This window comes from Ochrobactrum soli (assembly GCF_003664555.1).
Lineage (GTDB): Bacteria > Pseudomonadota > Alphaproteobacteria > Rhizobiales > Rhizobiaceae > Brucella > Brucella teleogrylli.
The window spans coordinates 466,578-487,178 of the sequence record NZ_RCHH01000003.1 but is presented as its reverse complement, the minus strand read 5'-3'; the positions used below and the strand labels follow the sequence as shown (position 1 = coordinate 487,178).

Below are 20,601 nucleotides of genomic sequence, written 5' to 3'. Positions count from 1 at the left end.
AAATCCTTTCCTGAAAAAGACGCTTCAGGAGCAATTGACATACTCCCCCATAGTATATAGATTTTCGCAAAATCGAGAGGATTCATGCCGCATTCACCGGACGATAAAAAGCGTGCGCTAACCCGCCTTCGCCGCATTCGCGGACAGGCGGAAGCGTTGGAACGCGCCGTGGAAGCGGGCACGGAATGCGCGGCGCTGTTGCAACAGATCGCAGCCTTGCGCGGCGCGGCCAACGGGCTGATGGCGGAAGTTCTGGAAAGTCACTTCCGCGAGACATTCGGGCAAGCGCGTGAGACCATTGTGCGGGATGTCGCGACAGACCCGGACGCCGAGATCGATCAAATCATGCAGATTTTGCGCACCTATCTGAAATAGGGCGCCAAACCGGACTAACTATTTGTTTTTGAGCCCATCCTGTCGGAAGATAGTTTCAAAATTCTCGGGATGCGCTCCAGATCCAGAAGGAACATCGTCATGAAATCACGTGCAGCCGTTGCCTGGGAGGCAAAAAAGCCGCTCACCATCGAAACCGTCGAAATCGGCGGACCGCGGGCCGGTGAAGTGCTGGTCGAAATCATGGCGACCGGCGTGTGCCACACCGACGCCTATACGCTGTCGGGCCTCGATTCCGAAGGCAAGTTCCCGGCCATTCTCGGCCATGAGGGCGCGGGCATCGTGCGCGAAGTTGGCGCAGGCGTGACCTCCGTCAAGCCGGGCGACCATGTCATCCCGCTTTACACGCCGGAATGCCGCCAGTGCAAAACCTGCCTGTCGCAGCGCTCCAACCTCTGCACCTCGATCCGCGCCACGCAAGGTCAGGGCCTGATGCCGGACAAGACCACGCGCTTTTCCTGCGATGGCGGCGAAGTGTTCCATTATATGGGCTGCTCGACTTTCTCGAACTTCACTGTTCTGCCGGAAATCGCCGTCGCCAAGGTGCGTGAAGACGCGCCCTTCGACAAGATTTGCTATATCGGCTGCGGCGTCACCACCGGCATCGGCGCGGTGATCTATACGGCAAAGGTTCGTCCGGGTTCGAATGTGGTGGTATTCGGCCTCGGCGGCATCGGCCTCAATGTCATTCAGGGCGCGCGCATGGTCGGCGCGGACAAGATCATCGGCGTTGATATCAACCCGGCCAAGGTCGAAATGGCGAAGAAGTTCGGCATGACCGACTTCGTCAACCCGCGTGAAATCGGCAATGACAAGGTGGTTCAGGCGATTCAAGACCTGACCGATGGCGGCGCGGACTATTCCTTCGACGCCACCGGCAACACCGATGTCATGCGTCAGGCGCTGGAATGCTGCCATCGCGGCTGGGGTGAATCCATCATTATCGGCGTTGCGGAAGCTGGCAAGGAAATCGCCACGCGTCCATTCCAGCTGGTCACGGGCCGCGTCTGGAAAGGCACCGCCTTCGGCGGCGCGCGCGGCCGCACCGACGTGCCGAAGATCGTCGACTGGTACATGGACGGCAAGATCAACATCGACGATCTGATCACCCACACCATGCCGCTCGATGAAATCAACACGGCCTTCGACCTGATGCATGAAGGCAAGTCGATCCGTTCGGTGATTGTCTACTGATGAGCGAAAAAACGCTGATATCCCGCTGGGATGAGCTGGACGATTTTACGCCGCGCGCGCTTTATGCGCTGCTGAAATTGCGCGTGGATATTTTCGTGGTGGAGCAGAAATGCCCCTATCCCGAAATCGATGGCAAGGACATTGGCGCGTTCCACCTGCGCATTCTTGACGGCGAAGAACTCGCAGCCGCCTTGCGGGTTCTGCCGCCGGAAAGTGATGGCAAACCTGCCAAGATCGGGCGTGTGGTCGTGGCCCCGGATTACCGGGGCTACCAACTTGGCCGAAGGCTGATGCAGGAAGCGATTGCCTTCACGCAACAGCATTTTCCCGGCATCGCCATTGAGCTCGGTGGCCAGAGCCATTTGCAGAAATTCTATGGCTCGTTCGGTTTTGAAGTCATTTCGGATGAATATCTGGAAGACGGCATCCCGCATGTGGACATGCGGCTGGAACGCCGGGAAAAGAGCAACTGATGTTTCTGCTGCGCCGCCATATGTCCTTTTATCTTGCGGCCATCGGCGGCGCAGCGGCCTTTATCATCGCCTGGCTATTCGACAGTCCGCTGGCGCCGGTGATCGGGGCGGACACATTCTTCGTGCTTTATCTGGTGCTGGCGCTTGTGGCCATTCCGAAGCTCACCGCCGCTTTTCTCAAAAAGCACGCCGCCGCCGCCGATGAACCGGCCTGGATCATCTTTCTGGTGACTTTCGCAACCGTTATCGTCGCAGTGGCCTCGCTGTTCATCCTGCTCAACCGGCAGCCGAAGGCGGATGCATTGGCGCTGGTGACCACGCTTGCATCGGTGCCGCTCGGCTGGGCGACCATCCACATGATGACGGCCATTCACTACGCCCATGCCTTCTGGCAACCGCAGGAACCAGCCGGTGACGACAACGGCCACGCCAGCCGCCATCGCGGCGGGTTCGACTTTCCCGGCACGCAGGAACCATCGGGCTGGGATTTCGCCTATTTCGCCTATGTCATCGGCATGACCGCGCAGACTTCCGATACGGGCGTCACCACCACCGCCATGCGGCGGCTGACACTGATGCACAGCGTGGTATCCTATTTCTTCAACACCATTCTCGTCGCGGCAGCGGTCAATGCCGCCGTCGCGCTCGGCAGCTGAATAGCCCGGCCCGCGCGCAAAATCAGGAACTGGAATTCACATGACAACGACCCTCGAAACAATTTCGACAGCCAAGTGCTTTGGCGGGACGCAAGGCGTCTACCGGCACAAAAGCGCGACCTGCCAGTGCGATATGACCTTTGCCGTCTTCCTGCCGCCGCAGGCCAAGGATGGTCCGGTGCCGGTGCTCTGGTATCTATCCGGCCTGACCTGTACGCATCAAAACGTGATGGACAAGGGCGAATATCGGCAATTGGCCGCAGAACTGGGAATTGCCGTTATTTGCCCGGATACGAGCCCGCGCGGTGATGATGTTCCGGACGAACCGGAGAACTGGCAGTTCGGCAAGGGCGCAGGCTTTTATGTCGATGCGACGCAGGCGCCTTTCGCCAGGAACTACCAGATGTACAGCTATATCACGCAGGAACTGACCGATCTGGTTGCGGCTGAGTTTCCGCTGGATATGGCGCGGCAAGCCATCACCGGCCATTCCATGGGCGGTCATGGCGCGCTGACGATTGCGCTGAAAAACCCGGACCGCTTCAAGTCGGCCTCGGCTTTCGCGCCGATCGTGCAGCCATCGACCGCCGGATGGTCGAAACCGGCGCTGGAAAAATATCTCGGACCGGAAGAACGTGCATGGCGTCCCTATGATGCGTCGTTGCTGATCGAGGATGGCTACAAATTCCCGGCATTTCTGGTCGATCAGGGCACCGCAGACGGTTTCCTGAACGACGGCTTGCGTCCGTGGCTGCTGGAAGAAGCCTGCAAGAAAGCTGGCATTCCGCTCGCGCTCAACATGCGCGAGGGCTATGATCATTCCTATTTCTTCATTTCGACATTCATGGATGACCATCTGCGCTGGCATGCAGAACGGCTGTAAGACACAGAAAAGCCCGGCTTGGCCGGGCTTTTTGCTATCGCCTCACCACCTTCATGGGCAGACCGCCCTGCGGCTGCGTGGTGAGCTTTTGCACCGGCCACGGTCTGGTGGTTTCCAGCACGTCGAAGCGGTGACCGTCGAGCAAAGTCGCCAGCGCAATCACCGCTTCCTGCAAGGCAAAGCTCGCCCCGATGCAGACGCGCGGTCCCGCGCCGAAGGGCAGATACTGGAAACGGTCGAGCCGGTCGCGGTTTTCCGGCCAGAAGCGCTGCGGCATGAAAGCATCCGGCTGATCCCAGTAGAGGCGGTGACGGTGGATCACCCACGGCATGACAAGCACCGTTGCGCCTTTCGGTATTGCCAGATCGCCATAGCGATCATTCTCCGCCGCCTCGCGATTGATCGATGGCGCAGGCGGGTAAAGACGCATCGCTTCCTCGAAAGCCGCGCGCGTAAAAGGCAGACTTGCCAGCCATTCATGCGGCGGGAGATCGCGCCCGCCCTTTTCGAAAAAGGCGTCGATTTCCGCCTCAACACGCGCACGCTCTTCGGGGGCCTTGGCCAGCAGATAGAGCGTCCAGCCAAGCGCCCGGGCCGTGGTTTCGTGACCGGCGCCAATGAAGGTGATGATGTTGTCTTCGATCTCGGAACGGCTCAGGCCTTCCGGACCTTCGGCGCGCAGAAGCAGCGTCAGGAAATCGCTCGGCACCGCCTCGCCCTTGTCCATGCGCGCCTTGCGCAGGGCAATCGTGTCGGAGACGAGCGCGCGGAAAAAGCCCAGCGACTGCTGGCCGCGCAAGCGCGTGAAGCGTGGCAGCCAGTCGGGCAGTCCCAGCAGATCGAACGGATCGACGCGCCCCATGGTTTCAAACAGCTTGTCGATCTGGCGCGCAAAATCATTAGGATCGCCTGCGATTTCACCGGAAAACAGCGTTTCGGCCAGAATATCATAGGTCAAAAGCGTCATGTCATGGGCAACATCGGTGACGGTGCCGTTGGTCCTGTAGCGCTCGACAAACAGGCGGGAACGGTCGCGCATGGTTTGCGCAAAGCCCGCAATATGGCGCGGCGTGAAGACAGGCGCCATGGCCTTGCGCGAACGCTTCCACACCTGCCCCTCAGCCGTCAGAAGGCCATCGCGCAGCAGCGGGCGCAGCACGCGCTGCCGAATGGCGGACATGGGATAATTGGCGGCGTTGTCCACCAGCACGTGGCGGATCAGCCCCGGATCGTTGGCGATGATGGTTTTGATGCCGAGCCAGCTGACCTCGACCCAGCGCTCATTGTAGGAAGGCTCGCCCCACAATTCGAGCGGGTTCTTGTAAACCACGCGCATCATCTCGAAACGGCCGACCGGCTTTTCGCGCGGACGCGGCGCGGGCGGCACGAAGGGTTCTAGCACTTCCGGCATAGTCATCGCAGTTTCATCCAAGCGTTCCAGATATCGTTGTTTTATGACATATAAGGGGTAATTGTGGCGCTTCCAGAAGCCCAATCGAGGCTGCATCTGCCATATGGGGTCGATATCCGCCCAAACTACCGGAATCCCCGGCAAATTTGCGCGTGAAATTTGGAAAATAAGCCGTTAGCGCCTATATTAAAGCCATGTTTGTCGTGTGATTCGACACGTTCTTTAAGGCTGCATTTGCAGCAGGCTATCAGGCTGCATTCGCAGCACGTTTTCGAAAGATTTTCATGAGCGATACGCCCGAGATGAATTCCGAAGCCTCCGCCGAATATGGCGCGGATTCCATTCGTGTTCTGAAAGGTCTGGATGCCGTTCGCAAGCGTCCGGGCATGTATATCGGTGACACGGATGACGGCTCCGGCCTGCATCACATGGTTTATGAAGTCGTGGACAACGCCATCGACGAAGCGCTGGCGGGCCATGCCACACTCGTCACCGTGACGCTCAATGCCGATGGCTCCTGCACTGTGACCGATAACGGTCGCGGCATCCCGACCGACATCCATAAGGAAGAAGGCGTTTCGGCTGCTGAAGTCATCATGACCCAGCTCCATGCGGGCGGCAAGTTCGACCAGAATTCCTACAAGGTTTCCGGCGGTCTGCACGGCGTGGGCGTTTCGGTCGTCAACGCGCTTTCGGTCTGGCTGAAGCTGAAGATCCGCCGCTATGGCAAGGTTCACGAAATGAGCTTTACCCACGGCGTCGCCGATGCGCCGCTGGTGGTGACGGGCGATGTGGCCGACGGCGAAACCGGCACCTCCGTGACCTTCCTGCCCTCGACGGAAACCTTCAGCATGGTCGAATTCGACTATGACACGCTGGAGCGCCGCCTGCGCGAGCTTGCCTTCCTCAATTCCGGTGTGCGCATCAAGCTGACGGACAACCGTCATGCGGACGCCAAGGAACACGAACTGCATTACGACGGCGGTTTGATCGAATTCGTGAAATATATCGATCAGAACAAGAAGCCGCTGATCGACGAGCCGGTCTATATCCGCAGCGAAAAGGACGGCATGACGGTTGAAGTCGCCATGTGGTGGAACGATTCCTACCACGAAAAGGTGCTGTGCTTCACCAACAACATCCCGCAGCGCGATGGCGGCACCCATCTGGCCGGTTTCCGTGGCGCGTTGACCCGTCAGGTCACGGGCTATGCGGATGCTTCCGGCATGACCAAGAAGGAAAAGGTGCAGCTCACCGGCGACGATTGCCGCGAAGGTCTGACAGCCGTGCTTTCCGTCAAGGTGCCGGACCCGAAGTTTTCTTCGCAGACCAAGGACAAGCTGGTTTCGTCGGAAGTGCGCCCGGTGGTCGAAAGCCTCGTCAACGAAGCGCTGTCGATCTGGCTGGAAGAGCATCCGGCGCAAGGCAAGGCCGTGGTCGAGAAGGTCATTCAGGCCGCCGCTGCCCGCGAAGCAGCGCGCAAGGCCCGCGACATTACCCGCAAGAGCACGCTCAGCGTGACCTCGCTGCCTGGCAAGCTCGCCGATTGTCAGGAACGCGATCCGGCCAAGTCGGAACTCTTCATCGTCGAAGGTGACTCGGCAGGCGGTTCCGCGAAGAGCGGGCGTTCACGCCAGAACCAGGCGATCCTGCCGCTGCGCGGCAAGATCCTGAATGTGGAACGCGTCCGCTTCGACCGCATGCTGTCCTCCGATCAGGTCGGCACGCTGATCACGGCGCTCGGCACCTCGATCGGCAAGGATGAGACGCACGGCTTCAATGCCGACAAATTGCGTTATCACAAGATCATCATCATGACCGATGCTGATGTCGACGGTGCGCATATTCGCACGCTGTTGCTCACCTTCTTCTTCCGTCAGATGCCAGAGCTGATCGAGCGCGGCCATATCTATATTGCGCAGCCGCCGCTCTATAAGGTGTCGCGCGGCAAGTCCTCGCAATATATCAAGAACGAGGCCGCCTTCGAAGACTTCCTCATCGAGACCGGCCTAGAAGAAGCAGCCCTTGAAATGGCAAGCGGCGAAGTGCGCGCCGGGCCAGATCTGCGCGCTGTCGTGGACGATGCCCGCACATTGCGCCAGCTTCTGCATGGCCTGCACACCCGCTATGACCGCCGCGTTGTCGAACAGGCGGCGATTGCCGGCCTGCTCAACCCCGACGCTTCGAAGGACAATGCCACGGCGCAACGCTCTGCCGATACGGTTGCGACGCGCCTCGACATGATTTCGGAAGAAACCGAGCGCGGCTGGACCGGCCATGTCATGGACGATGGTGGCTATCGCTTCGAGCGCATGGTGCGCGGCGTCAAGGATGTCGCCATTCTCGACATGGCGCTGCTCGGCTCTGCCGATGCCCGCCAGATCGACCGGGTGGCAGGCCGCATGAGCGAAACCTTCGCCGAGCCGCCCATGCTGCGCCGCAAGGACAAGTCGGACGTGCTGTCCGGCCCAATGGCGCTGCTGGATGCGGTTTTCGCGACGGGTCGCAAGGGCCTCACCCTACAGCGTTACAAAGGCTTGGGCGAAATGAACGCCGAACAGCTGTGGGAAACCACGCTTGACCCGAATGTGCGCTCGCTTCTGCAGGTCAAGGTGACCGATGCGACCGATGCGGATTCGCTCTTCTCGCGCCTGATGGGCGACGAAGTGGAACCACGCCGCGAGTTCATTCAGGAAAACGCGCTGAGCGTCGCCAATCTGGACGTCTGATCCAGCTCGGCCCCTGACAACAATAAAGGCCTCTGCTCGCAGAGGCCTTTTGTTTATCTGGCGGTATCACAACCGCAAAAAGAAAGGCCCCGCAATGCGGGGCCTTTCTCTTGCAATCCTTTAACGAAGGATCAGAACTTGTAGGCAACGCCCAGACGAACTTCGTTGGTCTTGAAGTCGTTGTTGACGCTCAGGCCACCGAAATCGAGGTCCTTATCGCCGTAATCGGTGTAGCGATATTCAAGACGCAGGATCAGATTGTCGGTTGCGGCATAGTCCACACCGCCGCCAATGGTCCAGCCGGTAAGCGTCTTGCTTTCGGAGAAGCCGATACCGCCGATATCACCACTGTTCTTGACATTGCCGAATGCAACACCGCCAGCGATGTACGGCAGGAAGCGATCAAAGGCGTAACCAGCGCGGGCGCGAACGGCACCCGACCAGCGCAGCTTGTTCTCAAACGAACCGACTGCGAGATCGCCATTATAGATGTCGATGCCCTTCGAGACGTCATTATAGGTGATGTCGCCATCGATACCGAGAACAACATTGTTGCCCAGATCGAAGTTGTAACCGGCATAGAGACCGCCGAGGAAGCCATCAGGCTTCACGTCGCCATAAGTGAAAAGGTCACCGCTGAAGTCGGACTTGCCCCAGCCATAGCCAACCTGACCACCGATGTAAGCACCGTTCCAGGTAAAGGTCGGAGCGACGACAACCGGTGCTGGTTCCTGTTCGATAACCGCGTCAGCAGCCTTTGCGCCGGTGGCAGCAACGAGGGCGACGGTGGATGCGAGAAGAAGCGTCTTGAGCTTCATGATGAACCTCCAAAGGAAATTTTCTGAACCAAGCTTGCCCTTAATATAAGCGACTACTCAGAAAAGTCTGTAGCAAGGAAGCCACAGCAAGCGAAATGTGCAAAAAGCCGAACACGAAGCCGTGAAACCGCCTTCTCTAGTTAAAATTCGGTTAAAAACCACCGAAAGAGCCGCTCTGTGCAGGCCTATATTAATCCCGATCCAATCGGGTTATAGAAAACCGGGCTTAAAAGGTGGGAGACTGATATGCAGATAGCGGGCGGCAGCGAACGGATCGACTGGGTCGATATTGCCAAGGGCATCTGCATTATCTTCGTCGTTATGATGCATTCCACGCTGGGCGTCGAAAAGGCGGCGGGTGCCGAAGGCTGGATGCATTATGTGGTTGCCTTCGCCAAACCATTCCGCATGCCGGATTTCTTCATGATCTCCGGGCTGTTTCTCAGCCTCGTCATCGACCGGCCCTGGCGGCGCTATCTCGATCGCAAGGTTGTGCACTTCCTGTATTTCTATATTCTGTGGCTGACGATCCAGTTTGCGTTCAAAGCGCCGGGCATTGCCAGCGAAGCCGGTATTTCAGGCGTCGTGCAGGCCTATCTCATGGCTTTCGTCGAGCCGTTTGGAACGCTGTGGTTCATCTATATCCTGCCAATCTTCTTTATCGCGACGCGGCTTTTGAAGCGTGTGCCAGTGGGCGTGACCTTTACGGTGCTGGCTGTGCTGGAAATCCTGCCCGTGCATACGGGCTGGGTGATGATTGACGAATTCTGCTCGCGTTTCGTCTATTTCTTCGCGGGCTATGCCTTCGCACCGGCCATCTTCAAGGTTGCGGACTGGCTGCGCCAGCGCCCTCTTGTCGGCGTTGCCGGGCTACTCGTCTGGGGTCTTGTCGAATATAAGCTCGTCTTCATGCCGGTGCCGGAAAGCCTCGCATCGTTGATCGCGCCGGCAAGCGATCTTCTGAACGGGCGTGGCGCTATCAGCGATCTGCCCGTTATCTCGCTACTGCTGGGACTGGTCGGCGCGCTGGCGATCATCTCGATTTCGTCGCTGTTAAGCCTGCTGTCCGCGCGCAACTGGCTGCATCGGGCCTTAAGCTGGCTCGGCGCACATTCGATTGTGATCTATCTGGCCTTCTTCCTACCAATGGCCATTGCGCGCACGGTGCTGCTGAAACTCGGCTTCATCGATATCGGCACAGTATCGCTGCTGACCACCGCAAGCGGCGTGATCGGGCCGGTCATTCTTTACGGGCTTATCCGATGGACCGGCTATGGCCAGTTTCTGTTCCGCCGCCCGGCATGGGCCTATATTGATCAGGCCCCGCAAAAGAAAACGGCGGCCACAGCCGCCGTTTGATGGTTTCGGATTTTTCGCCCAGTATCAGCTATGCGCGAAGATATCGTCTTCCGGCCAGCCCATCAGATCGAGCTCCGAACGGGTCGGCAGGAATTTGAAGCAGGCTTCGGCCTGTTTCACGCGGCCATCGCGCTCAAGGCGCTGTTCCAGAACGGCCTTCAGGCGATGCAGATAGAGCACGTCGGAAGCGGCATATTCGAGCTGCGCCTGCGAGAGAATTTCCGCAGCCCAGTCGGATGACTGTTGCTGCTTGGAGATAGAAACGTCCAGCAGCTCGTTGCACAGTTCCTTGAGACCATGGCGGTCCGTATAGGTGCGGGTGAGCTTCGATGCGATCTTGGTGCAAAAGACGGGCTGCGGCATGGTGCCGAAAGCCTGCGCCAGCACCGCCAGATCGAATCGGCCGAAATGGAAGATTTTCGTGATCGAGCGGTCTTTCAAAAGCTTGACCAGATTGGGCGCCTTTTTCTGACCGGCTTCGATCTGGATTACGTCTGCCGTGCCGTCACCGGGCGAAATCTGCACCACGCAAAGCCGGTCACGATGCGGGTTCAGCCCCAGCGTCTCGGTATCGATGGCGACCGCATCGACCTGATAGTGATCGAGGTTCGGCAGATCGTTTTTATGAAAACGGATGGTCATTCTCTATTATCCTTATTTGGCGGCGATAGCCGCCATGATGCGAGCCCTACTTGGCGGCGATAGCCGCCATAATACGCGCCCATGAGCGCTGGCCTTTGTAGAAGGAGTTCAGCTCGTATTTTTCGTTGGGCGAATGGATCCGGTCGTCTTCGAGGCCGAAGCCGACGAGCAGCGATTCCATGCCGAGGAACGTGTCGAAGTCGCCGACAATCGGGATCGAGCCGCCCATGGCGATCAGCACCGCTGGCTTCGGCCATTCGTCGGACAGCGCGTCCTTGGCCTTGGAAACCAGCGGTGAATCATAAGGCAACTGGATTGCGGGCGAGCCGCCATGCGGGTGGAACTCCACCGAACAATCGGCTGGCAGACGCTCTTGCACAAAGGCGCGGAAGGCTTCGCGGATCTTTGCCGGGTCCTGTTTGTGGACCAGACGGAACGAGACCTTGGCCGAAGCCTGCGCCGCGATAACGGTCTTGAAGCCTTCGCCGGTATAACCGCCGGTGATGCCGTTTACTTCCGCAGTCGGGCGCGCCCAGGTGAGTTCCAGAACGCTGCGGCCCTTTTCGCCGGATGGGATCGACAGGCCGATGGGACCGAGAAAATTTTCCGCCGTACGACCGAGGCTTTCCCAGGATTGCAGGATTTGCGACGGGGTTTCTTCCACGCCTTCATAGAAGCCCGGAACGGTGACGCGTCCGGTTTCGTCATGCAGGTCGGCCAGAATCTTGCTCAGAATATGGATGGGATTGGCGGCAGCACCACCGAAGAAGCCCGAATGCAGATCGCGGTCGGCAGCCTTGATGACGATTTCCTCGCCGACGAGACCGCGCAAGCCCACGCTGATGGCAGGGGTTTCCGCGTCCCACATGGCGGTGTCGCAGACCAGCGCCACGTCTGCCTTCAGCTCCGCCTTGTTGGCATCAAGGAATGGCTTCAGCGACGGCGAACCGGATTCTTCCTCGCCTTCGAACAAGAGCGTCACCTTGACTGGCAGATTGCCATGGATCGCCTTATAGGCGCGGCAGGCTTCCACGAAGGTCATCAGCTGGCCCTTGTCGTCGGACGTGCCGCGACCGGTCAGGATCTTGCGACCGTTACCGACATCCTTGATCGCCGGATCGAACGGGTCGTTTTCCCACAGGTTCAGCGGATCGACCGGCTGTACATCATAGTGACCATAGAACAGCACATGCGGCGCATCGGGCTTGGCGCCATCGTGATGCGCAACGACCATCGGGTGCCCCGGCGTGTCGCGCACGCTGGCGTCGAAGCCGATCGTCTTCAGATCCTCGACCAGCCATTCCGCAGCTTTACGGCAGTCGGCCTTATAGGCCGGGTCGGTCGAAATCGACTTGATCCGCAGCAGTTCGAACAGGCGTTCGAGGCTTTTATCGAGATTGGCGTCGAGGTGGCTGAGAACTTTGTCGAGCGATTGCTGAGACGTTTCCGTGGACATGAAAATTTCCTGACGAGTCTTAAACTGGCGGCACACTACAACCAGCATCGTCAGGAGGAAACCCGGTTTGAGAGCGGGTGCCCGAAAATGATTTGGCCGCTGCGGTGAGGGGATACCACAGCGGCCATATCACTACACTCAAAGCGGCAGCCCGGAGAGGGGAATGAGGCTGCCGCAACATCCGGTATCCAACGGGGGACGGGTCAGAAAACCGGCGACCGACGAACTGTCGATGACTGAAATTTGGTTTTCAATCGTGGCTATTCAAGGGCACGGAAGATTACAAATCTGTAACAAACTTGTTATCGATCCGTGACGAGGTTCTTTCGCGTGGATCATTGTTTCTCCTGACATTGAGCCAGTTCCCTTTAGGACTGCTTTGATCTACTTCTAAGCCATGAAAAAAGGCGATCATCTCTTTCTCGTTGACGGCTCGGGTTATATTTTCCGCGCCTATCACGCCCTTCCCCCACTGACCCGCAAGTCCGATGGTTTGCCGGTGGGCGCCGTATCGGGCTTCTGCAACATGCTGTGGAAGCTGCTGAAGGATGCGCGCAACACCGATGTCGGCGTGGTGCCGACCCATTTCGCGGTGATTTTCGACTATTCGTCGAAGACGTTCCGCAACGCGCTTTATCCTGAATACAAAGCCAATCGCACCGCGCCGCCGGAAGACCTGGTTCCGCAGTTCGGCCTGATCCGTCAGGCAACCCGCGCCTTCAACCTGCCCTGCATCGAAAAGGAAGGGTTTGAGGCCGACGACCTGATCGCGACCTATGCGCGCCTTGCCGAACAGGCGGGCGGCGATGTCACCATCGTCTCTTCCGACAAGGACCTCATGCAGCTCGTGACGCCGGGCGTGTCGATGTATGACAGCATGAAGGACAAGCAGATTTCGATCCCCGAAGTGATCGAAAAATGGGGCGTGCCGCCGGAAAAGATGATCGACCTGCAATCGCTGACCGGCGACAGCACGGATAATGTGCCCGGCATTCCGGGCATTGGCCCAAAGACGGCGGCGCAATTGCTGGAAGAATTCGGCGATCTCGACACGCTTCTCGCCCGCGCCTCGGAAATCAAGCAGAACAAGCGCCGCGAAAACATTCTGGCCTTTGCAGACCAGACCAAGATTTCGCGCGAGCTGGTGACACTCAAGACCGATGTGCCGCTGGATGTCGATCTCGACGGTCTGGTTCTAGAACCGCAAGACGGCCCGAAGCTGATCGGCTTCCTCAAGGCCATGGAGTTCACCTCCCTGACCCGCCGCGTGGCCGAAGCGACCGATACGGATGCTTCCGCCGTGGAGCCGTGCCATGTCGAGACGCAATGGGGCGCGGATGCGCATGGCCCCGATGTCGATGTCGTCGTGACGAGTGTTGCGGACGTCACGGTCGTCGCTGTGGCGACGGGCGAGCCTGCCGCTGCGAAAGGCTACACCCCGCAGGCGCTGGCCGACAAGCGCGCCGCGAATGCCACTGCGCAGAAGATCGACACCAGCGCTTACACTTGCATTCGCGATATTGCCACGCTCAGGCTCTGGCTGGCCGAAGCAGTCGAAACCGGCGTGATGGCTTTCGATACGGAAACCAATTCGCTTGATCCGATGCAGGCGGAACTCGTTGGCTTCTCGCTGGCTCTCCCCGGCCAGAATGGCACGACCAGGGCGGCTTATATCCCGCTACAGCACAAATCCGGTCAGGGCGATCTGCTCGGCGGCGGCATGGTCGATGGGCAAATACCGCTCGGCCAGGCCCTTGAAGCGCTGAAAGCCGTGCTTGAGGATGCTTCCGTTCTCAAGATCGCGCAGAACATGAAATATGACTGGCTGGTGATGCGACGTCACGGGATCAACACCGTATCCTTTGACGATACGATGCTGATTTCCTATGTGCTCGACGCCGGTACGGGCAGCCATGGCATGGACCCGCTTTCGGAGCGCTGGCTCGGCCATACGCCGATTGCCTATAAGGATGTTGCAGGCAGCGGCAAAAGCGCCGTGACCTTCGACATGGTCGATATCGACCGCGCGACAGCCTATGCGGCTGAAGATGCCGATGTGACGCTGCGCCTGTGGCAAGTCCTCAAACCACGCCTCGCTGCTGAGGGCCTCATGTCGGTCTATGAGCGGCTGGAGCGTCCATTGGTCGATGTGCTGGCGCGCATGGAAGAACGCGGCATTTCCGTGGATCGTCAGGTGCTGTCGCGCCTGTCTGGCGATCTGGCACAGGCTGCCGCCGCTTACGAAGATGAAATCTACGAACTGGCCGGTGAGAAATTCACCATCGGCTCGCCGAAGCAACTCGGCGATATTCTGTTCGGCAAGATGGGCCTGCCCGGCGCCTCCAAAACCAAGACCGGCCAATGGTCCACCTCTGCTCAGGTGCTTGAAGATCTGGCCGCCGAGGGCCATCCGCTGCCGCGCAAAATCGTTGACTGGCGCCAGCTGACCAAGCTGAAATCCACCTATACGGATGCGCTGCCCGGCTTTATCCATCCGCAGACCAAACGCGTCCACACATCTTACGCAATGGCGTCCACCTCGACGGGCCGCCTCTCCTCTTCCGAACCGAATTTGCAGAACATTCCGGTGCGTACCGCCGAAGGCCGCAAGATCAGGACGGCCTTCATCGCGGAACCGGGCAACAAGCTGATCTCCGCCGATTACAGCCAGATCGAGCTGCGCGTGCTGGCCCATGTGGCCGACATTGCGCAATTGAAACAGGCTTTTGCCGATGGCGTCGATATTCACGCCATGACTGCGTCGGAAATGTTCGGCGTGCCGGTGGAAGGCATGCCGTCGGAGGTTCGCCGCCGCGCCAAGGCGATCAATTTCGGCATCATCTACGGCATTTCCGCTTTCGGTCTCGCCAACCAGCTTTCCATCCCGCGTGAGGAAGCCGGGCAATATATCCGCACCTATTTCGAGCGCTTCCCCGGCATCAAGGATTATATGGAAGCGACCAAGGCTTTTGCGCGTGAAAATGGCTATGTCGAAACCATATTCGGACGCCGTGCCCATTATCCGGATATCCGCGCTTCCAACCCGCAAATCCGCGCTTTCAACGAGCGCGCGGCCATCAACGCGCCCATTCAGGGTTCGGCTGCCGACATTATCCGCCGCGCCATGATTCGCATGGAAGATGCGCTTGAAAAAGAAAAGCTCGCCGCCCGCATGTTATTGCAGGTGCACGACGAACTGATCTTCGAAGTACCGGAAAATGAAGTGGAAAAAACCATTCCGCTGGTGCGTCATATCATGGAGAATGCGGCCCTTCCGGCGGTATCTCTGACGGTTCCGCTGCATGTCGATGCGCGCGCAGCGCATAACTGGGACGAGGCCCACTAACACTCTTTACCGAGCCGTCACTGCCAGACGGTTGCGGCTCGGCCTTGCTTTAAACCCGCATTTTAACGGATCATACAGAACGATCTGTAGTGATTATCCGTATAATAATAGGTGCGATTTGCACTCCCATCATAACCGATAATGGCCCGGTGCCTTCCACGGCGACCGTATCGATCCTTGCCGAGATCGAACTCAAAATAGGTCATACGAGGCACATTCGGGAGAATTCCCTCGTTATTGTTGAAGACCGTGGGCCTCTGCCCCTTCCCCTTCAAATATTGGTCGAGCTGGAATTTTGCATTTCTGAAATCATCATATTCATTGGGGTTACTCTTGGGAGGAATTCCAGATGCACAGTACGAAATCGGCCTTGCGACACCGTAATTGACAGAAAACATCAAGCCAACGATTAAAAAAGCTGAAACAGCCAATAATTTTCTCATTTTTATCTCGCAATTACTTTGATTAAATCGAATTGATAGCCAATCATTATTGATAGTGACGTTTATATATTAAATGAAAACTGAGCCCCGGTAAGTCGGTCAATTGGCATACGCCGGGCGCAGGGCTGCCATGTCGCCAGCCATGGTTGACCTCGCGACCTGAACCCTATAGGGAAGCGGCAATTCTGTTGCTTCGGTGGTCGCCAGGGGAGCCGTGAACGTTAGGTTTACGGCCAATGGGTTTGCGACTTGTGAAGCTTTTGTGAAAGTTGTCCATGTCTCTGCCCGAAACCATCGCTCCGGCCCTGTCCGGAGCTCTTGCCGCTCGCGGTTATAATACCCTCACCGCCGTTCAGAACGCCGTGCTGGCGCCTGAAACCCTTGATTCCGACCTTCTCGTTTCCGCCCAGACCGGTTCCGGCAAGACCGTTGCCTTCGGTCTCTCCATGGCCAACACCATTCTGGAAGACGAGCTTCGCTTCGGCGAAGCGGGTGCGCCGCTTGCCATGATCATCGCGCCGACGCGCGAATTGGCGCTTCAGGTGCGACGCGAGCTGGAATGGCTTTATGCCGATACCGGCGCGCGCATTGCATCCTGCGTTGGCGGCATGGATATCCGCACCGAGCGCCGTGCGCTGGAACGTGGCAGCCATATCGTCGTTGGTACGCCGGGCCGCCTGCGCGACCATATCACCCGCTCCGCGCTGGACATGTCTGCGCTGCGCGTCGTCGTGCTCGACGAAGCCGACGAAATGCTCGACATGGGTTTTCGCGAAGACCTCGAATTCATCCTCGGTGAAGCGCCGGAAGACCGCCGCACGCTGATGTTCTCGGCAACCGTGCCGAAGCCCATCGCGCAGCTCGCCAAGCGTTTCCAGAACAATGCGCTGCGCCTCACCGTGCAGAGCGAAACCAGCCAGCACGCCGATATCGATTATGTCGCCATGCCGGTTCCGCCGCATGAGCGCGACCACGCGATCATCAACACGCTGCTTTATTACGATTCACAGAACTCGATCATCTTCTGCTCAACCCGTGAAGCGGTAAAGCACATGGCAAGCCGCCTTTCCAATCGCGGCTTTGCAGTGGTGGCGCTTTCGGGCGAACTGAGCCAGGCCGAGCGCAACAATGCGCTGCAGGCCATGCGCGATGGTCGCGCCCGCGTTTGTGTGGCGACCGACGTTGCCGCACGCGGTATCGATCTGCCGAATCTCGATCTGGTTATCCATGCCGATCTGCCGAACAATCCTGAAACCATGCTGCACCGTTCGGGCCGTACCGGTCGCGCCGGTCGCAAGGGCACCTGCGTGCTGGTCGTGCCGTTCTCGCGCCGCCGTTCCGCCGAGCGCCTTCTGCATATGGCGAAGCTCGACGCGCAGACCATCCCTGCGCCGGGCATTGCTGCCGTTCAGGCCAAAAACAACGAACGCATTCTCAATGCCGAGGCATTTGGCCAGCCGGTTGAGGAAGAACATCAGGACGTGCTGAAAGCGCTTCTGGAGCGTTACACGCCGGAACAGCTGGCAGCCGCCTATCTCAATCGCGAATTGTCGCTGGCGCCTGCACCGGAAGAAGTGTCGGACGCGCCGGTTCATCCGGTTGGCGGCAAGAAACCGCGCGAACGTTCTGACCGCGGCGATCGTTTCGAGCGTAACGACCGTTTTGATCGTGGAGAACGCGGCGAACCGGGCGAACGCTTCGACCGCAATGCGCATTTCGATGGCGTCTGGTTCTCGGTTTCGGCTGGTCGAAAGCACCGCGCCGATCCGAAGTGGCTGCTGCCGCTGATCTGCAAGGCCGGCGACGTGTCGAAGCGCGATGTCGGCTCGATCAAGATCCTCGACGGCGAAACCCGCTTTGAAATCGCCGCATCGAAGGCCGATGAATTCCGTCAGTCGGTTGCCGAGCGCGGCACGGGCGAAAAGGGTCTGGTGATCCGTCCTGCGGTTGCTGGCGCCGGTGAAGATGCCGGACGCCGCGAAAGCAAGAGCTTCAAGCCGCGTGGTGAAAAGTCTTATGGCGAGAAATCCTGGGGCGACAAGCCGCGCGGAGACAAGCCTTGGGGCGACAAGCCACGTGGGGAAAAGTCATGGGGCGACAAGCCGCGTGGCGAAAAATCCTGGGGTGACAAGCCGCGTGGTGACGGCTTCAAAAAGGGCCCGAAGAAGTCCGAAGGCGGCTATAGCAAGAAGCCTCGCAGCGAGTAAGCTGTTCGTAAAACTGGAAAAGCCCGCCGCATGGCGGGCTTTTTATTAACCGGCGATTTACGTCCCTTTAAACCGCCGCATTTACCCTGCACCGGGTAGACCCTTCTTCGCATTGGCTGAATAACATGACGGCAATGCAGATTAATTTTGGAAAATGATCGGTTCGCACGCATAACGGACCGGCGCGCAGGTGGGTAACTTAGGCAGACTATGGCATCGCGAGACGACAGGAACGGACGCATCGACCCTTCTTTCGGCAAAGAAGAGAAGAGGACTGACGAGGACGATTTCCGTGTCGATGAGGAGGAGCGTATGGCGCGCTCGCAGCAACGCAAACGGACCCCGTCCCGGGATCGCGAACCGCGTGCGGCACGCCGCGGCAAGGCGAAGCCGCGCGGCTTCTTCGGCTTTCTGCGCCGGGCGATCTACTGGTGCTTCGTGCTCGGCCTGTGGGGCGGCATCGGCCTTGCCGGTGTGCTCGTCTATTTTGCAGCCAAGATGCCGCCGACGACGGATTGGGAAATTCCCGACCGTCCACCCAACGTGCGCATTGTCGATGTTAGCGGAAAGCTGATTGCCAATCGCGGCACCACCGGCGGCGAGGCTGTGGGTCTGCATGAAATGTCGGCCTTCATTCCAAAGGCGGTTGTCGCCATTGAAGACCGGCGTTTCTTTTCGCATTTCGGCATCGACCCGATCGGCCTTGCCCGCGCAATTGTGACCAATGTTGTTTCGGGGCGCGCCGTGCAGGGCGGTTCCACTTTGACACAGCAGCTGGCCAAAAACCTGTTCCTGTCACCTGACCGCACGCTGGAACGCAAGGTACAGGAAGTGATGCTCGCCGTATGGCTCGAGCATAAATACACCAAGGAACAGATTCTGGAGATGTATCTGAACCGGGTCTATCTCGGTTCGGGCGCCTATGGCGTCGACGCGGCTTCGCGGCGCTATTTCAACAAGTCGGCCAAGGATGTGAACCTGATGGAAGCCGCCACGCTGGCTGGCCTTCTCAAAGCCCCGTCCCGCCTGTCGCCCGCCCGCGATCCGGAAGCCGCCGCCGCCCGCGCCAAGCTGGTGCTGGGTGCCATGCGCGAAGAAGGCATGATCGATGACAGACAACTGGCGATCGCCGAAAGCGAACCGCCGACCCGCGCGCCATCCTTCTGGCAGGGTTCGGAAAACTATGTCGCCGACAAGGTCGTGTCGGCATTGCCAGCCCTGATCGGCGAGGCGAAGACCGATATCACGGTGGAAACGACCATCGATCTCGGCCTGCAATCGGCAGGCGAAGAGGCGATCAAGGACCAGATTTCCCAAAGCGGCAAGAAAATGAATGTGAGCCAGGGTGCGCTCGTTTCCATCGACGGCACCGGCGCGGTGCGCGCCATGGTCGGTGGCGTCGATTATGCCGCCAGCCAGTTTGACCGCGTGACCGATGCGCGCCGTCAGCCTGCATCCTCCTTCAAGCCGTTCGTCTATCTTTCGGCGCTGGAACAGGGCCGCACACCGGATTCGGTGCGCAACGATGCGCCGGTGCGCATCGGCAAGTGGACGCCCAGCAACGACAACGGCAAATATATGGGCGAAGTGACGCTGGCGACCGCGCTGTCGCACTCGCTCAACTCGGTTTCCGCCCAGCTTGTGATGGAAGTCGGCCCGCAGACCGTGGTGGATACCGCGCACCGTCTTGGCGTGCAATCGAAGCTTGAGCCCAACGCTTCGCTGGCGCTTGGCACCTCGGAAGTGACCCTTCTCGAACTGGCCGATGCCTATGTGCCTTTTGCCAATGGCGGCTATCGCGCGCCGGTCTATTTCATCACCAAGGTGACGGATGCCGATGGCAAGGTGCTTTACCAGAAAGATGACGCCATTGGCCCGCGTGTCATCGACGAGCGCAATGTCGGCATGATGAACGCCATGTTGCGGCGCACCGTCGAGGACGGTACGGCGCGCAAGGCGGCCTTTGGCGGCTGGCCCGCAGCGGGGAAAACCGGCACCAGCCAGAATTTCCGCGACGCATGGTTCGTCGGCTACACATCCAATCTCACCACTGGCGTCTGGTTCGGCAATGACGATGGCAAGGGCATGAAGCGCGTCTTCGGCTCGACCTTGCCGGTTGCCGCCTGGAAAAGCTTTATGCAGGAAGCGCACAAGGGCGTGCCCATCTCCGAACTGCCCGGCCATTACGACATCCAGAATGTCGTTCCCGGCGGCAGCGACGGCATGGACCCGAATGCGCCTTACGATCCCAACATGATGCCACAGGGCGGCTATGGCGATCAGCCGATGGCTGGAAATGGCGACGATGGTTACTGGCCGCCAGCGCCGGAAACCACCACGCGCAACGACATCCAGCAGGCTGCACCGGAAGGCGCTTATCCTGTGAATGCGCCGGGCCCGCAGGGCAACGCATCCGGCGGGTATGACGACACCTACCGCCCGATGCCACCCGGCGAGGTCGGTGGCCAGCCGGTGCAGCAGCCGCAGCGACGGCAGGGTGGCTCCACCACGTTGCTTGACATCATCATGGGCAATTCGCAGTAGAGATTTGCAAGAAATGCGGGAGTGGATGACAGTCCGCTCCCGCAGTC

At 59.0% G+C, this 20,601-nt stretch carries 15 protein-coding genes; 10 read left to right on the top strand and 5 right to left on the bottom strand.

The window, feature by feature from the left end; genetic code table 11:
* Nucleotides 1–84 precede the first annotated feature (84 nt).
* From D8666_RS07690 to fghA, 5 genes are all read left to right on the top strand, one after another.
* Entirely contained in the window at nt 85–375 is a 291-nt protein-coding gene (locus D8666_RS07690; RefSeq protein WP_109368162.1) for a metal/formaldehyde-sensitive transcriptional repressor, read from the top strand.
* A 99-nt stretch (nt 376–474) separates the two neighbouring features.
* Nucleotides 475–1,587, top strand: a complete 1,113-nt coding sequence (locus D8666_RS07685) for an S-(hydroxymethyl)glutathione dehydrogenase/class III alcohol dehydrogenase (RefSeq protein ID WP_121537094.1) — start codon at nt 475–477, stop codon at nt 1,585–1,587.
* A complete protein-coding gene (locus tag D8666_RS07680) occupies nt 1,587–2,060 on the top strand; it encodes a GNAT family N-acetyltransferase (RefSeq protein WP_109368160.1) in 474 nt (157 codons plus the stop codon). Before D8666_RS07685 ends, D8666_RS07680 begins: the two co-directional genes overlap by 1 nt.
* Nucleotides 2,060–2,716 (top strand): DUF1345 domain-containing protein, encoded by a 657-nt coding sequence (locus tag D8666_RS07675; protein WP_121537092.1) that lies wholly within the window; start codon nt 2,060–2,062, stop codon nt 2,714–2,716. The genes D8666_RS07680 and D8666_RS07675 overlap by 1 nt, the downstream gene beginning before the upstream one ends.
* Before the next feature lie 40 nt (nt 2,717–2,756).
* Entirely contained in the window at nt 2,757–3,599 is an 843-nt protein-coding gene (gene fghA / locus D8666_RS07670; RefSeq protein ID WP_121537090.1) for an S-formylglutathione hydrolase, read from the top strand.
* Nucleotides 3,600–3,633: 34 nt separating this feature from the next.
* Here the strand turns inward: fghA and D8666_RS07665 are convergent, their stop codons facing one another.
* A complete protein-coding gene (locus D8666_RS07665; RefSeq protein WP_121537442.1) occupies nt 3,634–5,010 on the bottom strand; it encodes a cytochrome P450 in 1,377 nt (458 codons plus the stop codon).
* 284 nt (nt 5,011–5,294) lie between these two features.
* On the opposite strand from D8666_RS07665, the gene gyrB reads away from it, so the two are divergent.
* Nucleotides 5,295–7,739, top strand: a complete 2,445-nt coding sequence (gene gyrB, locus D8666_RS07660) for a DNA topoisomerase (ATP-hydrolyzing) subunit B (RefSeq protein ID WP_121537088.1) — start codon at nt 5,295–5,297, stop codon at nt 7,737–7,739.
* 131 nt (nt 7,740–7,870) lie between these two features.
* Here the strand turns inward: gyrB and D8666_RS07655 are convergent, their stop codons facing one another.
* On the bottom strand, nt 7,871–8,557 hold the full coding sequence (locus D8666_RS07655; protein ID WP_121537086.1) for an outer membrane protein: 687 nt from the start codon (nt 8,555–8,557) through the stop codon (nt 7,871–7,873).
* A gap of 246 nt (nt 8,558–8,803) precedes the next feature.
* Between D8666_RS07655 and D8666_RS07650 the strand changes: the two genes are divergently transcribed.
* The gene (locus D8666_RS07650) at nt 8,804–9,916 is read left to right on the top strand and encodes an acyltransferase family protein (protein WP_121537084.1); all 1,113 of its coding nucleotides are present in this window, start codon (nt 8,804–8,806) and stop codon (nt 9,914–9,916) included.
* A 24-nt stretch (nt 9,917–9,940) separates the two neighbouring features.
* Here the strand turns inward: D8666_RS07650 and D8666_RS07645 are convergent, their stop codons facing one another.
* Together D8666_RS07645 and D8666_RS07640 are read right to left on the bottom strand one after the other, a co-directional pair.
* On the bottom strand, nt 9,941–10,558 hold the full coding sequence (locus D8666_RS07645) for a ribonuclease D (RefSeq protein WP_109368154.1): 618 nt from the start codon (nt 10,556–10,558) through the stop codon (nt 9,941–9,943).
* Nucleotides 10,559–10,604: 46 nt separating this feature from the next.
* On the bottom strand, nt 10,605–12,014 hold the full coding sequence (locus D8666_RS07640; protein ID WP_121537082.1) for a dipeptidase: 1,410 nt from the start codon (nt 12,012–12,014) through the stop codon (nt 10,605–10,607).
* Between the two features lie 397 nt (nt 12,015–12,411).
* Here D8666_RS07640 and polA point away from each other — a divergent pair, with 397 nt between their 5' ends.
* Nucleotides 12,412–15,360, top strand: a complete 2,949-nt coding sequence (gene polA, locus D8666_RS07630) for a DNA polymerase I (protein ID WP_121537080.1) — start codon at nt 12,412–12,414, stop codon at nt 15,358–15,360.
* Nucleotides 15,361–15,422: 62 nt separating this feature from the next.
* On the opposite strand, the gene D8666_RS07625 is transcribed toward polA, so the two are convergent.
* Nucleotides 15,423–15,803 (bottom strand): ribonuclease domain-containing protein, encoded by a 381-nt coding sequence (locus tag D8666_RS07625; protein ID WP_121537078.1) that lies wholly within the window; start codon nt 15,801–15,803, stop codon nt 15,423–15,425.
* 275 nt (nt 15,804–16,078) lie between these two features.
* Between D8666_RS07625 and D8666_RS07620 the strand changes: the two genes are divergently transcribed.
* Together D8666_RS07620 and D8666_RS07615 are read left to right on the top strand one after the other, a co-directional pair.
* Nucleotides 16,079–18,010: a DEAD/DEAH box helicase gene (locus D8666_RS07620; protein ID WP_121537076.1), complete on the top strand. Its 1,932-nt coding sequence runs from the start codon at nt 16,079–16,081 to the stop codon at nt 18,008–18,010.
* A 210-nt stretch (nt 18,011–18,220) separates the two neighbouring features.
* Nucleotides 18,221–20,554 (top strand): transglycosylase domain-containing protein, encoded by a 2,334-nt coding sequence (locus tag D8666_RS07615; RefSeq protein ID WP_121537074.1) that lies wholly within the window; start codon nt 18,221–18,223, stop codon nt 20,552–20,554.
* Nucleotides 20,555–20,601: the final 47 nt, after the last annotated feature.

Coding starts and splice junctions, on each gene's coding strand:
- D8666_RS07685 (WP_121537094.1), top strand. CDS start 475: ATGAAATCACGTGCAGCCGTTGCCTGGGAGGCAAAAAAGCCGCTCACC.
- D8666_RS07690 (WP_109368162.1), top strand. CDS start 85: ATGCCGCATTCACCGGACGATAAAAAGCGTGCGCTAACCCGCCTTCGC.
- D8666_RS07680 (WP_109368160.1), top strand. CDS start 1,587: ATGAGCGAAAAAACGCTGATATCCCGCTGGGATGAGCTGGACGATTTT.
- D8666_RS07620 (WP_121537076.1), top strand. CDS start 16,079: ATGTCTCTGCCCGAAACCATCGCTCCGGCCCTGTCCGGAGCTCTTGCC.
- D8666_RS07615 (WP_121537074.1), top strand. CDS start 18,221: ATGGCATCGCGAGACGACAGGAACGGACGCATCGACCCTTCTTTCGGC.
- D8666_RS07655 (WP_121537086.1), bottom strand. CDS start 8,557: ATGAAGCTCAAGACGCTTCTTCTCGCATCCACCGTCGCCCTCGTTGCT.
- D8666_RS07625 (WP_121537078.1), bottom strand. CDS start 15,803: ATGAGAAAATTATTGGCTGTTTCAGCTTTTTTAATCGTTGGCTTGATG.
- polA (WP_121537080.1), top strand. CDS start 12,412: ATGAAAAAAGGCGATCATCTCTTTCTCGTTGACGGCTCGGGTTATATT.
- D8666_RS07640 (WP_121537082.1), bottom strand. CDS start 12,014: ATGTCCACGGAAACGTCTCAGCAATCGCTCGACAAAGTTCTCAGCCAC.
- D8666_RS07665 (WP_121537442.1), bottom strand. CDS start 5,010: ATGCCGGAAGTGCTAGAACCCTTCGTGCCGCCCGCGCCGCGTCCGCGC.
- fghA (WP_121537090.1), top strand. CDS start 2,757: ATGACAACGACCCTCGAAACAATTTCGACAGCCAAGTGCTTTGGCGGG.
- D8666_RS07675 (WP_121537092.1), top strand. CDS start 2,060: ATGTTTCTGCTGCGCCGCCATATGTCCTTTTATCTTGCGGCCATCGGC.
- gyrB (WP_121537088.1), top strand. CDS start 5,295: ATGAGCGATACGCCCGAGATGAATTCCGAAGCCTCCGCCGAATATGGC.
- D8666_RS07645 (WP_109368154.1), bottom strand. CDS start 10,558: ATGACCATCCGTTTTCATAAAAACGATCTGCCGAACCTCGATCACTAT.
- D8666_RS07650 (WP_121537084.1), top strand. CDS start 8,804: ATGCAGATAGCGGGCGGCAGCGAACGGATCGACTGGGTCGATATTGCC.